Below are 13664 nucleotides of genomic sequence, written 5' to 3' on the forward strand. Positions count from 1 at the left end.
GGGTCAGCCGGCCCGCGTGATGCAGCGCTCCCCGGCGTCGAAGAGGTGGATGTTGTCGCGCCGGCAGTGGAGGTGCAGGACCTCGCCGATCCGGGCCGTGTGATCGCCCGGCGCGCGCACCGTGATCTCCCCCACCCCGTCGACATCGACATAATAGAAGCTGTCCCCGCCGAGGTGCTCGGCGACCACGATGGGGCCGGAAAAGTCCGCCTCCTCCGCGCCGACGAGCGTGATGTCCTCCGGGCGGATGCCGAGCGAGACCGGGGGGCCGCCGGTCACCGCGCGCTCGGTGCGCAGCGACACCGTGCCGACCTTCACCGCCCCGTCCCCCTCCGCCGTGCAGGGGAGGACATTCATCGTCGGCGAGCCGATGAAGGTCGCGACGAAGATGTTGGACGGATTTCGATAAAGCTCCAGCGGCGCGCCGAGCTGCTCGATCTTGCCGGCGGAGAAGACCACGATCCGGTCGGCGAGCGTCATCGCCTCGACCTGGTCGTGGGTGACGTAGACCATCGTCGCGTCGAGCCGGGAGCGCAGGCGCGCGATCTCGATGCGCATCTGCACGCGCAGGGCCGCGTCGAGGTTGGAGAGCGGCTCGTCGAAGAGGAAAGCGGCCGGGGCGCGCACGATCGCGCGGCCGATCGCGACGCGCTGGCGCTGCCCGCCGGAGAGGTCCTTCGGCTTGCGTTCCAAGAGCGGCTCGAGCCGCAAGATCCCCGCCGCCTCGTCGACCGCCTCCTTGATCTCGGCCCGCGAGGCGCCCGCGACCGAGAGCGGAAAGGCCATGTTCTCGCGCACGGTGAGGTGCGGGTAGAGGGCGTAGGATTGGAACACCATCGAGAGGCCGCGCTCCGGGGCGGACACGGCGGTGACGTCGCGCCCGTCGAGCTCGATCGTCCCGCCGCTCACCTCCTCGAGGCCCGCGATGAGGCGCAGCATCGTCGACTTGCCGCAGCCCGAGGGGCCGACGAAGACGACGAACTCCTTGTCGGCGATCGACAGGTCGACGCCCTTGATCACCTCGACGGTGCCGAACGACTTGCGGATCCCTTTGAGGTCGATGCGCGCCATCTCAGCCCCTCACCCAATCGAGCCAGGCGGCGGCCGTCCACGTGAACGCCCCGCCGCCGAGCGGTGCGCCCGTCTCGGGGCTGAAATATTCGTGGAAGGCGCCGGCCTCGACGAGCGCCTCGGAATCGGCGCGGAGCCGCTCGGCCCGCGCGGCGTCCCCCGCCTCGGCAAGGCCGGTCGCGATCAGCCAGTTGACGACGAGCCAGACGGGGCCGCGCCAATAGCGCTTCTCGTCATATTCGGGCGAGGCCGGGTCGTAGCTCGGCGCCATGTAGCGGCAGACCTTCGCCTGCCGGTCGAAATGGGCCTCGATCCGCTCACGCTGCTCGGAGGAGACGAGATCCTTGCCGAGCGCCAGGAAGCTCGCGCTCGACACCGCGCCGCCGCGCTTGCCTGTGCGCACATCGTAGGTCGTGTGCGCGCCGACCTCCTCGCTCCACATCGCGTCGAGGCCCGACAGAAGCCGCGGCAGGCGCGCGTTCGCGGCCTCGGCGAGATCCTCGCGACCCGCGGCCGCCGCGATCCGCGCAAGCGCGCGCTCGGCCCGGATGAGGATCACAGCCATGCCGGGATCGCCCACGAAGAAGGGCGAGGTCGCCATCAGCCGCTCCTGGTCCCACCCGACGGAGAGGCCGAACTCGACGAGCGCGATATAGCGCTTGTACTGCTCCTCGGTCGGGCGCATCGCGGCGTCGACATGGCCGGTGTCGCGGCGCACGAAGGGCTGCACATTGTCGGCGTTCACCGCCGCCAGCGCCGCGTCCCAGTCGGGCATGTTGTCCCGTCCCGATTCCCACGGATGGACGACGCCGATGATGTTGGTCGCGGGATCGCGGCGGGCGGCGAAGAACCATTTGTGCCAGCGCGCCGCCGTCTCCAGCAGCGGATCGAGGCGCGGGCCGGAGAGGTGCCCCCGGTCGACGAGGGCGGCGACCGCCAGCATGAAGACCGGCGGCTGGGTGATGCCGGAGGTGAGCGGTTCGGTCCCCGTCGCCCACACGTTCGGGCCGGGAAAGTAGCCGGGATCCTCGGTGTGGAAGACGATGTGGGGGATCATCCCGTCGTGCCACTGGGCGGCACCGAGGGTCTCCAGCTCCACGATCGCCCGCTCGGGATCGATGTGCGAATAGCCGAGCGCGGCGAAGGCCGAGTCCCAGTTCCACTGGAACGGATAGAGCCCCTTGGTCGGCACCGAGAAGCGGCCGCGATCGTTGCCCTTCAGGATCTCGACCGCCTCGCGATCGCGCGTCGCCGCGTCCGTCATCCCTTCACTCCCCCGGCGGTGAGACCTTTGACCATGAAACGCTCCGCGAGCAGAAAGAGGAACAGGATCGGGATCGTCGTGACGACCGCGCCGGCCATCAGATATTGGCGCGGCACCTCCGACGAATTCAGCGACACGACGGCCCGCGAGAGCGTGAAGATCTTCGGATCGTCGAGGAACATGAAGGCGAACAGGAACTCGTTCCACGCGATCATGAAGACGTAGAGACCGACCGAGGCGAGCGCGGGCAGCGACAAAGGCAGCGTGATCTTGCGAATGACGCCGACCCGCGAGAGCCCGTCCATCAGCCCCGCCTCCTCGAGCTCGGGCGGGACGCCGCGGAAATAGCCCTGGAGCATGTAGATCGCGACCGGCAGCGTCGTCGCCGGATAGACGATGAGGAGGCCCGCCAGCGTGTTGCGCAGCCCGAGCTGCGAGAACACCGAATAGAGCGGGATCACAAGCACGATTGCCGGCACGAGGTAGATGAGGAGCACCGAGCGCGACAGCGTCTGGCGGCCCGGAAAGTTGAGCCGCGCGACGGCGTAGGCGCCGGGCACCGCAAAGGCCAGGCAGATGACCACCGTCAGCGTCGACACCACCGCCGAGATCAGCATGTAGCGGCCGAAATCGTACGTGGTGAAGAGCTCGACATAGGCGTCGAACAACGAGCCGAAGCCCTGGCTGAGGTCGATGGACAGGTCCAGCGGGTTCGCCATCAGGCTTTGCTGGGTTTTGAAGCTCGTCATCACCAGCACGTAGAAGGGCAGGATGACGATCACCGCGAAGAAGAGGTGGCCGAGGACGATGAGGCTGCGCGAGAGCGCCGTCTCCATGACGCGCCGCGTCTGGCGCGCGAAGTCCAGAGGGGCGAGCGAGGCGAAGAGGATCGCCGTCAGCGCCACCGCCATCGCGACGAGGCCGACCGCCTGCCAGAGCGGCGCGGCGTCGAGCGGCTGCGAATAGGGCGCGGCGAAGGAGGCGGCGATGGTGACGGCCACCGCGATCAGCGCCACGATCGCGCGATAGGCGCCGGTGCGCTGCTCGGCCGGGCGCCAGGCGGCGAGGAGGCCGGCGACGGCCCCGCCGAGCGCCGCGGCACCGATCGCCGGCGTCATCGCAATGCCGGTGATGAGGGTGATCGCGACGCCGCCGACGAGGTGCAGGATCGCCCCCCACAGGAGGCCGAGCACGAGCGCCAGCGCCCAGCCCGGATAGCGCCGGCGTGCCTCTTCGCGCCGCCCGCGCCGCAGCGCCATCGTGTCCGCGTTCACAGCCCCTCTCCTTTCGGCAGCGCCCGGAAATAGGCGAGTGCGAAGAGGAGGAGCATCACGAAGATGACGACGGCGACCGCCGCGCCCGCCCCCAGATTGCCGATCGCGAAGCCCTGATAATAGACGTCGACGGTGAGCGTGCGCGTGCCCGCCGCGCCGCCGGTCAAGAGGAAGATGTCGTCGAACTTGTTGAAGGTCCAAATGAAGCGCAGCAGGAAGAGCACGGCGAGGATGCCGAAGATCTGCGGCAGCGAGAGTCGGAAGAATTTCTGAAAGGGCGTCGCCCCGTCCATGTCGGCGGCCTCGTACATGTCGGTCGGGATCGACTGCATCCGCGCCAGGATGAAGAGGAAGGAGAGCGGGAAGTAGCGCCACGCCTCGAACGCGATGACCATCGCGAGGGCGAGCGGAAAGCCGAATGTGAAGCCGAACACGTCGACCGGCACCATGCGCGATCCGAAGAAGTTCACCGGCTCGCTGGTGATGTCCATGCGCGCGAGCATCGCGTTGATCGCGCCCGAGAAGGGGTCGAAGAGGACGAGCCAGGTGAAGGCCATCGCGATCACCGGCGCCACGTAGGGAAAGAGGTAGAGGCCGCGCAGGATCGAGCGGCCGCGGAACTCGTGGTTCAGGAGCTGGGCCGCGACGACGCCAAGCACCAGCGCGCCGAGCGTGCCGAAGAGGGTGTAGGCGATCGTCACCCAGAGGACGGTGAGGAACTCGTCGGAGTCGAAGACGCCGCGATAATTGTCGAGCGTGAATTGGAAATTCGCGAGGATGTTGGGGGCGTCCGCGCCGGTGACCGGCTCGCTGTCGCGCGGGTTCACCTTGTTCGCGATGTAGGCCTCGCTCGCGCGGACCGCGATTTCCAATTCGTCCCGGCCACCCGCCTCATAGTCGCCGAGCGCGCAGGCGAGCGAGCCGCCTTCGAGGGTGCATCGTTTGTCGAGATCGATGGGCTCGAGCCCCTCCGGCCAGACATCCTCCAGCCGGGCATTGGCGAGCGGCGTGTCGCGCGAGGAGTTGCGCAGGCGATATTGAAGCGTCGCCTCGTCGCCGACCGCCTCGAGGTCGCCGCGCAGGCGCTCGTTCGCGACGAGGGCGGGCGGACGCAGATCCGCGATCCCCACCGGCTTGAAGCTGATCCACAGATTGGCGGCCAGCGGCAGGAGCACGATGGCCATGACGATGATCACCGTCGGCAGCAGCATCGTGTAGGCGAGGCGCGCCTCGCGCCGCGCGATCGGCCCCACGCCGCCTGCCGCACCCGATCCGCTGTCGCCCTGGCTCATGCTCGTCCCTCGTCCTCGGGGCGGAGGGCGGCCGGTGCGGGCCGCCTTCCGGTCTCGTTGGTGTGGCGGCAAGGGGCCGCCTTCTCGTATCGGCAGGCGGCGACGGCCGCCCTCAGTTTTGGAGGGCGGCGATGACCGCCCTTTTCTGTCGGCGGGCGGCGACCGCGGCCCGTGGCCCTACTGGATCTTGCCGAGGGCGTCGTTGATCGCCCCGACGGTCGCCGCCGCGTCCCGCTCGCCGTCGAGATATTGGCGCACGAGGCGGTTGATCTCCTGGCTGTTGATCATCTTCGAGGCGAGCGCGAGCTGGCCCTCGGCGACACCCCAGCGGGCCGCGCTGTCGAGGCCGCCAACGATCTCCTCGATCGTCTCCGGCGCGTAGAGGTCGGTGAGCGGCGCCTTGCGGTCGACGCCGACGGGGAGCGCCCGCCAGGCCTTCACGTACTTCTCGGGATCCTCCGCATCGCCGCGCCGCACCGGGAACTTGCCTTCCGGCGCAATCGAGAGGACCGACTCGTAGCCCTCATTCATGGAGAACTTCACGAACTCCATCGCAACGTCCGTGTTCGCGTCCATGGTGACGCCGAGATAGCGCACGTCCCCCCAGGCCGCGCCGTCGGGGTTCGAGGGACCGGCGAAGCGCGTGACGATGCCGGTCTTCTGCGCGAGCTCACGGCTCGTCGGGTCGCTCGTGATCGTCACCGGCGCCGCGTCGCGAAGGCCCGCGAGCTCGTCGAGGATGAAGGGCGACCAGATGATCATCGCCGCCTTGCCGGCGAAATAGAGTTCGCGCGACTGCGCCCAGTAGAGGTCGCCCGGAGGCGAGGCGTCGGCGAGGGCCTTGTAGAATTCGAGCACCTCGACCGTCTTCGCCTCGTCGAGCGGTGCAAAGCCTTCCGAATCGACCGGCGAGACGCCGTTCGCGAGGAAGACATGCTCCAGCACCTGGCTCATGAAGTTCTCGTCGACCTTCGTCGCGGCGACAAAACCGTAGAGGTCGGGCGGATTGTGCAGCGCCTCGATGGCGGCGAGCACGTGCTCATAGGTGTCGGGCGGGGCAAGGCCGGCCTCGTCGAAGAGGTCCTTGCGGTAGACGATCATCTGCGTCCACCCGTCGACCGGGACGGCGGCGGTGAGGCCGTCAAAATCGGCCATCGTGAGCGCCGCCTCGGAGAAGGTGTCGCGGCCGAGCTCCTCGACGATCTCGTCGTTGGTCTCGACATCGAGGATGCCGTCCTCGGCCCAGGGCAGCACATATTGGAGCGTGAGATAGATGACGTCGGGCAGGTCGCCCGCGGCGAAAGCGGCGGTCGCGCGCGTGCCGAGATCGGTCTCCGTCACCGGGATCACCTCGACCGAGTGGCCCGTCTCCGCCTCGAACGCCTTCGCCATCTCCTGCTGCTTGGCGAGGCGCTCGGGCTGCTCTTCCGTCGTCCAATAGCGAATGGTGTCGGCGTGCCCGGCGCCGGTACCGACCATGAGCGCGGCGACGGCTGCGGTGGCGCGCAGGCCGTTCCGGATGAGGAGTCCTTCTCGGACGCGGTGGGTCATTCTCATCTCCCTGTCAGACAATGGATCGCATCGAACTCGGAGCGGAACCGCCGCACGTCGGGCCAAAGGCGCGCCCCGGCCCGGCGCTTCCAGGAAGCGAACTAGGCCGCGCGGCATCCGCGGAAAGATGGGTGGTCTTGCAAAGCGGCAATTGGGCGCGACGAGACACGACCGTCTCTGCCGGCAGAGGGAAATCCGGCATGGCGCGCTTCCTGCCCTGCGGGAGGCCCTTGGCCATCCCGTCGACCTGTCATTGGAGCGCTGGCGCGGGTCGCCGGCGCCCGTGAGCGTCAATGATCGCCCGGATCCTGGCGGGAAGTCAAACTTGCGGCCGGGTCTCGTCGCCCGCGCGGGCCGCCCCATGCTATAGAACGCGCCAAGAACCGCACCGCAGGAGGCCCCCATGAAGCGCAGCCGGATCAACGCCATCATGGAGGAGGCGGACGCCTTCATGCGCCAGCACGGCTTCATCCTGCCCCCCTTCGCCTATTGGAGCCCCGAGACCTTCAAGGCCGAGGCCGGGCCCGGCATCGTCGAGGCGCGCATAGGCTGGGACATCACCGACTATGGCGAGGGCCGCTACGACGAACTCGGCCTCTTCCTCTTCACGCTGCGCAACGGCCGCCTTGCCGATCTGCAACGCGGCAAGGGCATGTGCTACGCCGAGAAGCTCCTCATCTCGAAGGCGGACCAGCTCTCCCCGATGCACCGCCACGTTCTGAAGGCGGAGGACATCATCAATCGCGGCGGCGCGAGTCTCGTTCTCGAGATCTACGGCTCGGCGCCGGACGGCTCGGTCGACCGCGCCGCGCCGGTGGAGGTGCCGTGCGACGGGCGGATGCGCCGCCTCGCGCCGGGCGAGCATCTGAGCCTTGCCCCCGGTGAATCCGTGACGCTTCTCCCCGGCATCTGGCACGCCTTCTGGGGCGAAGGGGGCGACGTCCTCATCGGCGAGGTCTCGACCGTCAACGACGACGAGACCGACAACGTGTTCGAAGCCCCGATCGGCCGCTTCTCGACCATCGAGGAGGACGAGCCCCCCCGCCACCTCCTCGTCTCGGACTACCGCACCGCGCTGGCCGCATAGCGCGTCGCGCCGGGCAGCCTCCGCGAACGGGTCACGCGACGCCCCTTTGCCCAGCCTTTGCAGGGTGAGCGCCCGCACTCGATCCCCTTCCGCCGTCCGCGTCCGGAGGGCGCGTCGTCGCCCTCCGCGCCGGGGGTCCGGCCTGCCACGTCCGGCGCGGTCACCGGCGCTTCGATGGCCCCAACGGGCCCCGCCTCAGCGCACGTCCGGCACCCCCTCGATCGCGCGGTCGAGGTTGATCGCGGCCGTGATGAGGCCGAGATGGGTGAAGGCCTGGGGGAAGTTGCCGAGGCCCTGCCCGCTCGCCCCGGTCTCCTCCGCGTAGAGGCCGACATGGTTCGCAAAGCCGAGCATCCGCTCGAAGATGAGGATCGCGTCGTCGAGACGGTTGGGGTCGGTCCGCCCCATCCGTGCGAGCGCGTTGACGAGCCAGAAGGTGCACAGGTTGAAGGTGCCCTCCTCCCCGCTCAGCCCGTCGACCGTATGCTCCAGATTGTAGCGATAGACGAGGCTGTTCACGACGAGCCCGCCATCGGCCGGCAGCTTCATCACCGTGTCGATGAGGCGCTTGGCGCGCGATTCCCCCGGCGACAGGAACGACGTCATGATCATCATGAGGTTGGAGGCGTCGAGCGTGCGGCTCCCATAATGCTGGACGAAGATGCCGAGCTCCTCGTCCCAGCCCTTGTCCATGATCTCCCAATAGATGGCGTCGCGCGTCTCGCGCCAGCGCACGAGGTCAGCCGGCAGCGAGCGGTCGACCGCGATCCTGAGGCCGCGATCGATCGCGACCCAGCACATCAGCTTGGAATAGACGAAATGCTGCCGGCCGCCGCGCGTCTCCCACACCCCCTCGTCCGGGCGCTGCCAGTTGGCGCACACCCAGTTCACGACGCGCGTCACGGTGAGCCAGACGTCGAGCCCGATCGGACGCACATCGCGGTTGAAGAGGAAGAGGGCGTCGAGGAGCTCGCCATAGATGTCGAGCTGGAGCTGGTCGAAGGCGCCGTTGCCGATGCGCACCGGGGCCGAACCCTTGTGGCCTTCGAGGTGATCGAGCGTCTCCTCGGTGAGGTCGTGCCGCCCGTCGATCCCGTACATGATCTGGAGCGAGCCGTCTTTCGCCGGGTGCGAGGCGATGTGCTGGAGGAAGTCGGCGAAGCGCGTCGCCTCCTCCTGGAAGCCGAGGCGGACGAGGGCGTAGATCGTGAAGGCCGAATCGCGCAGCCACGTGTAGCGATAGTCCCAGTTGCGCACGCCGCCGATCTCCTCCGGCAGGCTGCACGTGGGGGCCGCGATGATGGCGCCGGTCGGCTCATAGGTCATGAGCTTCAAGGCGAGCGCCGAGCGCTCCACCATCTCGCGCCAGCGGCCCTTGTAGGTGCTCTGGGAGAGCCAGTCGCGCCAATATTTGACGGTGACGCGGAAGGCCTCCTCGGTCGCGGCGTCGACCGGGAGCGATTCCACGCGCGCGTCGTGGCGTATTTCGCAGAGGGCAAAGGCGGCGGTCTCGCCGGCGCTCAGCTCGAACTCGGCGACGACGGCATCCCCCTCCACCGCGAGCGGCACGGACGAGAGGAGCTCGAGCCCCGTCGCCTCGCAGCGGAAGAGCGCGCCCCGGCCGTTGATTTCGACCGAATGGGGATCGCGCGCATAATTAAAGGCGGGCTTGCAGACGAGGCGCAGGCGCAGCGTGCCGCGCACGGCGGTGATGCGGCGCACCACCTGCCGGCGCGTCGGGGTGAAGCGCATGTCGGGGCCGACTGGCATGAAGTCGACGAGTTCAGCCGCCGCCTCCGGCAGCAGGAAGCGGGTGACGAGCACGTTGGTGCCCGGCCAATAATATTGCTTCCAGGTGGCGTCCTCGGCACCGACGGGATGGATGCGGAAATAGCCGCCCTTCTGGTCGTCGAGGATGGCGGCGAAGACGCTCGGCGAATCGAAGCGCGGCAGGCAGAGCCAGTCGATCGAGCCGTTGATGTTGACGAGGGCGGCGCTGTGCATGTCGCCGATGACGCCGTAGCTGTCGATGGGTTGGTAGGGCATGGACGGGCTCCCTCGACCGTTTCTGCGCGCCCGCGCCGGGCGGTTGCGCCCGCTGCCGGGCCGTGGCGCGGCCGCGCGCGTGCGATGGGCACGCCGCCGATGGCGCGATGCGGCGCGGCACGCCGGCGTGCGGGCGCTGTTTAGGCACGCCGCGCGCACGATAGGCGATTCGCGAGGATGGGGGTGCGCGGCGAGGCGCTGAAGCGAGGCCGGGACGGGCTAAAGACGGCGCCCGGTGGGGGCCGAAGGGCAAAACCCTGCGCGGGCTGAAAGCGAGGCACAGCACGGTCCGAACGGGAGTGCCCGGCATGAGCCGAAGGCGCCGACCTCACCGGACCGAACGTGGAGCACCGCACGGGTCGAACAGTGGATCCCGGCTTGGGTGCAAGGGCGAAGCCCGGCATTGACCGAACGGCGGTGCCCGGCGCGGGCCTAAAGGCGCAGCCCGGCTAGGGCCGAAGCCGCAGCTCGGCGCGGCCCGAAAGGCCGCGGTGTCGCACAATTGGAAAGCCTGGCCGAGCACGGACCGGAGGCGGACTCCGCATGAGCCGACCGGCGGAGCTTCGCGTCGCTGCATGGCGGCGACCGGCATGGGTCGACGACGAGCCGCCCGGCACCGCCCGAAAGGTGGAGTCCGGCACGGACCAGATGCTGAACGCTGCGCGGGCCATAGGTGCAACCAAGCTCTAGACCGACGCGCAGCCCGACGCGGTCCGACAGACGGGAGCCGAACGCGGGCCGAAGGCGAAGCCTGGCATGGGGTGAAAGGCGGAGCCTCGCGTGGGCCGAAAGGCCCTGCCCGGCGCAGCCAGAGGTGGAGCCGGGCACGGACCGAAGGCGGCCTGTACGATCGGGTCGGCTGACACGGGGCGCACTCTCCGCACGCGAGCTTGCGCGCTGCGGGGGACGCCGCGCGGGGATACTCGCGCTCGGCATCGAAGTGATCGCCGTGGCCGGGTCCTGCTCGGCTCACGCGGCTGGGCCGGCGGTCGTCACCCGATGTCCGGGCGCTAGCCAAAATCCGGGCGTTTTCTCCGGACGACCCGCCGGGGCTTCTTGAGCGGAAAGTCTCCGAACAGGCGGGATTTCTCGAGACCGAAGAATCTCTGGTCGGTCGCCCCGTCAAAATAGGCCTTCAGCGTGAAGGGCCTGTCGTGGATCTCCGGTTCGAGGACGTCGGCCTTCGCCCAGTAGGCCGCCGCCTTGTCGACGACGTCGAAAAGGAGGCCGAGATCGCCGAGGCCCCGACGCAGGAGGAGATGGGACGAGGTGAAGATCAGAACGGCGCCGTCGCCGGAGACCCACCCGAAATCCTCAAAACAATCCTCGACGGAATCGATGCTCTGCCACATGTAGCCCGGGAAACCGGCATCCTCTTTCAAACGCTCGACAAGGTCCTTCCACGATCGCGCACCTTTGCCGTCGATGAGAAAGGGCGTGTATCCGAGACCGTGGATCACGTCCTGGAGGCGCTGAACGTTGCGCCCATCCTCACCGGGCGGGAAGACAAAGCGGGCCGGATAAACTCTCTTCAATTCGTCCATGGTCAGCGGCCGGTCATCCGGAATGTGCGGAGCTCAACCCGTTCTCGCACATCCCGCGGAAGGCCGCCGATCGCGCGTCATCCCGTCATGGACTCATCGGGTGATGAACCAGCGCGCTCGCCAGAAGAAAGACGAGCGCCTGGCGTTTGCGTGAGGACATGACGGACCCGCGCCGCGGCGTTGAACCCGTCGCGCGCTGCCGGGCGGCCCGCGCACGGGGCGGGCGACAGCCCCGGCCCCGCCTCACCCGTCATAATACCGGTCCCCCTCCGCGCTCCGATAGGGGCCGGCGTAGCCGTAGCGGGCGGCTCGCGCGGCGTCGATCTGGGTCACGACCAGACCGGCGACCTTCGCCTCCACCAGCGTCAGTTCGCGCAGGCCCTCGTGGACGGCCTCGCGCGCGGTGTGGTCCCAACGCACGCAATACATCACCGCGTCGACGCGAGGGGCGACGATGCGCGCGTCCGTCACCGAGAGGACCGGGGGCGCGTCGAGGATCACGAGGTCGAAGCGGGCGCGCAGCGTCTCGAGGATCGTGCCGAAGCGCTCCGAGGCGAGGATGTCGGCCGCGTTCGTCGCGAGGGCGTGCTGGGAGTGGCAGGTGAGGACGTGGAGCCCCGTGTCCTCGTCCTGCCGGCAAGCGGCCTCCAGCGGGACCGTGCCCTCCAGCACCTCGCGCAGCCCCACCTCGGACGCCTCCGCCTCGAGGAGGCCGAGATGGAGGGAGGGGCGGCGCAGGTCGCAATCGACGATGATCGCAGACTTGCCCATCTGCGCGCTCGTGAGGGCGAGGAGGAGGCTCGTCGTCGACTTGCCCTCCTCCGGCACGGTGGAGGTGAACATCACCACCTTCGGCGGATCGTCGATGCGCGAGAAGAGGAGGCTCGTGCGCATGCTGCGGACGGCCTCGGCGAGCGCGGAATTCGGCCGGTCGAGGACGTGGCCGACGATGTCGTTGCGCGCAAGGTCACGCCCGAGCGCGGGGATCGCGCCGAGCATCGCGAGCCCGGTCTCGGCCTGGATCTCGTCGACGGTGCGGAAGGTGGCGTTCAGCCGCTCGACGAGCATCACCATCGCGAGGCCGAGGAGCGCGCCGGCGATCCCGCCCATCGCGAGGCCCCGTTTCTTTGCGGCGCTGTCGGCCCATTCGGGCGGCTCGGAGGGGGAGAGGATCATCGCGTCGGCGGCCTCGAGCTTCTCTTCCTGCGTCGTCTCCTTGAGGCGGCGCAGGAAGCTCTCATAGATCTGCCGGCTCGCCTCGGCCTCGCGCTCGAGCTGCCGCGCAGCGATCAGCTCATGGTCCTGGCGCTGGAGCTGGCGCTCCATGGCGCGGATCTTGTCGGCGAAGGCCGCCTCCTCGGCGCGCGCGACCTCCAGCTCGCCCGCGAGCGCGCCGACGATCCGGTCCGCCTCCACGCGCAGATTGGAGCGGACATGGGCGATGCGCACGTCGATCGCGGCGAGGCGTTCATGCCCCTCGGGGACGAGCTTTGCGAGCTGCGTACGGTCACCGAGAAGGGCGAGCTCGTCCTCGCGATAGCGCCCGATCGCGGCGGAGGACTGGAACTCGGCCAGCCCCGCGATGCGGTCGGTGTCGGCCATCGCGTCGGCGGCGAGGCGGTGGCGGATCTGCGCGGTGGAGCGGCGCGCCGAGGCGGCGGCATAGGCCTCGTTCAGCGCCGCGAGCTGCTGGCGCATGATGACGGGGCTCTGCCCGGCGCGCTCTGCGGCGCGGGCGATATGATCGCTGACGGCGGCCTCGGCGGTGTTGAGGTCGGCGCGCAATTCGTCGACCCGCGCGTTCAGCCAGCGCGTCGCCTCCCGCGTCGCGGCGAGCTTGGCGTCGAGCGTCGCCGTGATGTACTGGCGCGCGATCTCGTTCGCGATGCGGGCGGAGAGGACCGGGTGGCCGGTCGTGACGCGGATTTTGATGACCCGCGAATCCGGGATCGAGACGAAATCGGTCGCCGCCATCAGCCGGTTGCGCGCGGCCCCGATCGCGGGGTCCGCCCCGTCGAGGGTGATGCCCGCATCCGGCGCACGCGACAGACCGATATTGGCGAGGAAGGCGCGCGGGACGAGGCGGCCGAGGCCGAAAAGCGCGTGCCCCTCGCCGCCGCGCGCGCCCGAGGGGGCGAACTGGCCGGCCTGGTGCAGCCGCAGGACCTCCACGACGCGCGTCATCAGCCCGGTCGATCGCAGGATCTCGATCTGGTCGCGCAGCCCCCGCTCGGCGTTGCGGTCGAGCACCTCGTCGAGATTGAGGATGCGCCGCTCGTCGGGCGCGTAGAGGACGGTCGAGACCGCCGTGTAGGTCGGCGCGACCGAGGCGATATAGGCGGCCGCGAGGGCGAGGCCGATGGCGGCGCCCCCCGCGATGATCCACTTGCCGCGCCACAGGAGGGCGAGCGTGCGGCGAAGGTCCGCCCGGCGCTCCTCGCGCGCCGGCTCGTCGGCCGCGAGCTTGAAGATCTGGGAGAGGTCGACGGGGGAGATGGTCATCGCGCCCACCCCGCGGCGGGGGCGGTCGGCGTC

General features: G+C 69.2%; 9 protein-coding genes. 1 reads left to right on the forward strand and 8 read right to left on the reverse strand.

Annotation, left to right across the window (positions count from 1 at the left end; genetic code table 11):
• Positions 1-3: 3 nt before the first annotated feature.
• The 5 genes from DBV35_RS17990 to DBV35_RS18010 form a co-directional block, all read right to left on the reverse strand.
• Positions 4-1071 carry an ABC transporter ATP-binding protein gene (locus DBV35_RS17990; protein ID WP_108661677.1) on the reverse strand — a complete coding sequence of 356 codons (1068 nt, stop codon included), beginning with the start codon at positions 1069-1071 and terminating at the stop codon, positions 4-6.
• A gap of 1 nt (position 1072) precedes the next feature.
• Positions 1073-2335 (reverse strand): MGH1-like glycoside hydrolase domain-containing protein, encoded by a 1263-nt coding sequence (locus tag DBV35_RS17995; RefSeq protein ID WP_108661678.1) that lies wholly within the window; start codon positions 2333-2335, stop codon positions 1073-1075.
• Positions 2332-3609, reverse strand: coding sequence for a carbohydrate ABC transporter permease (locus DBV35_RS18000; RefSeq protein WP_245943975.1), 1278 nt, complete (start codon positions 3607-3609; stop codon positions 2332-2334). Before DBV35_RS18000 ends, DBV35_RS17995 begins: the two co-directional genes overlap by 4 nt.
• Positions 3606-4901, reverse strand: coding sequence for a carbohydrate ABC transporter permease (locus DBV35_RS18005; RefSeq protein WP_108661679.1), 1296 nt, complete (start codon positions 4899-4901; stop codon positions 3606-3608). The genes DBV35_RS18000 and DBV35_RS18005 overlap by 4 nt, the downstream gene beginning before the upstream one ends.
• Before the next feature lie 177 nt (positions 4902-5078).
• Positions 5079-6452: an ABC transporter substrate-binding protein gene (locus DBV35_RS18010; RefSeq protein ID WP_205648718.1), complete on the reverse strand. Its 1374-nt coding sequence runs from the start codon at positions 6450-6452 to the stop codon at positions 5079-5081.
• Between the two features lie 403 nt (positions 6453-6855).
• Here DBV35_RS18010 and DBV35_RS18015 point away from each other — a divergent pair, with 403 nt between their 5' ends.
• The gene (locus tag DBV35_RS18015; protein WP_108661680.1) at positions 6856-7539 is read left to right on the forward strand and encodes a D-lyxose/D-mannose family sugar isomerase; all 684 of its coding nucleotides are present in this window, start codon (positions 6856-6858) and stop codon (positions 7537-7539) included.
• Between the two features lie 195 nt (positions 7540-7734).
• Here the strand turns inward: DBV35_RS18015 and DBV35_RS18020 are convergent, their stop codons facing one another.
• From DBV35_RS18020 to DBV35_RS18030, 3 genes are all read right to left on the reverse strand, one after another.
• Positions 7735-9585 carry a glycoside hydrolase family 15 protein gene (locus DBV35_RS18020; protein WP_108661681.1) on the reverse strand — a complete coding sequence of 617 codons (1851 nt, stop codon included), beginning with the start codon at positions 9583-9585 and terminating at the stop codon, positions 7735-7737.
• Between the two features lie 1010 nt (positions 9586-10595).
• Positions 10596-11129: a barstar family protein gene (locus DBV35_RS18025; RefSeq protein WP_108661682.1), complete on the reverse strand. Its 534-nt coding sequence runs from the start codon at positions 11127-11129 to the stop codon at positions 10596-10598.
• A gap of 243 nt (positions 11130-11372) precedes the next feature.
• Positions 11373-13631, reverse strand: coding sequence for a polysaccharide biosynthesis tyrosine autokinase (locus tag DBV35_RS18030; RefSeq protein ID WP_170134974.1), 2259 nt, complete (start codon positions 13629-13631; stop codon positions 11373-11375).
• Positions 13632-13664 lie beyond the last annotated feature (33 nt).

The organism is Acuticoccus kandeliae, from assembly GCF_003073115.1.

Excerpts from the sequence above, each read along its gene's own strand:
- DBV35_RS17990 (WP_108661677.1), bottom strand. The coding sequence starts at position 1,071 with ATGGCGCGCATCGACCTCAAAGGGATCCGCAAGTCGTTCGGCACCGTC.
- DBV35_RS17995 (WP_108661678.1), bottom strand. The coding sequence starts at position 2,335 with ATGACGGACGCGGCGACGCGCGATCGCGAGGCGGTCGAGATCCTGAAG.
- DBV35_RS18005 (WP_108661679.1), bottom strand. The coding sequence starts at position 4,901 with ATGAGCCAGGGCGACAGCGGATCGGGTGCGGCAGGCGGCGTGGGGCCG.
- DBV35_RS18010 (WP_205648718.1), bottom strand. The coding sequence starts at position 6,452 with ATGACCCACCGCGTCCGAGAAGGACTCCTCATCCGGAACGGCCTGCGC.
- DBV35_RS18015 (WP_108661680.1), top strand. The coding sequence starts at position 6,856 with ATGAAGCGCAGCCGGATCAACGCCATCATGGAGGAGGCGGACGCCTTC.
- DBV35_RS18020 (WP_108661681.1), bottom strand. The coding sequence starts at position 9,585 with ATGCCCTACCAACCCATCGACAGCTACGGCGTCATCGGCGACATGCAC.
- DBV35_RS18025 (WP_108661682.1), bottom strand. The coding sequence starts at position 11,129 with ATGGACGAATTGAAGAGAGTTTATCCGGCCCGCTTTGTCTTCCCGCCC.
- DBV35_RS18030 (WP_170134974.1), bottom strand. The coding sequence starts at position 13,631 with ATGACCATCTCCCCCGTCGACCTCTCCCAGATCTTCAAGCTCGCGGCC.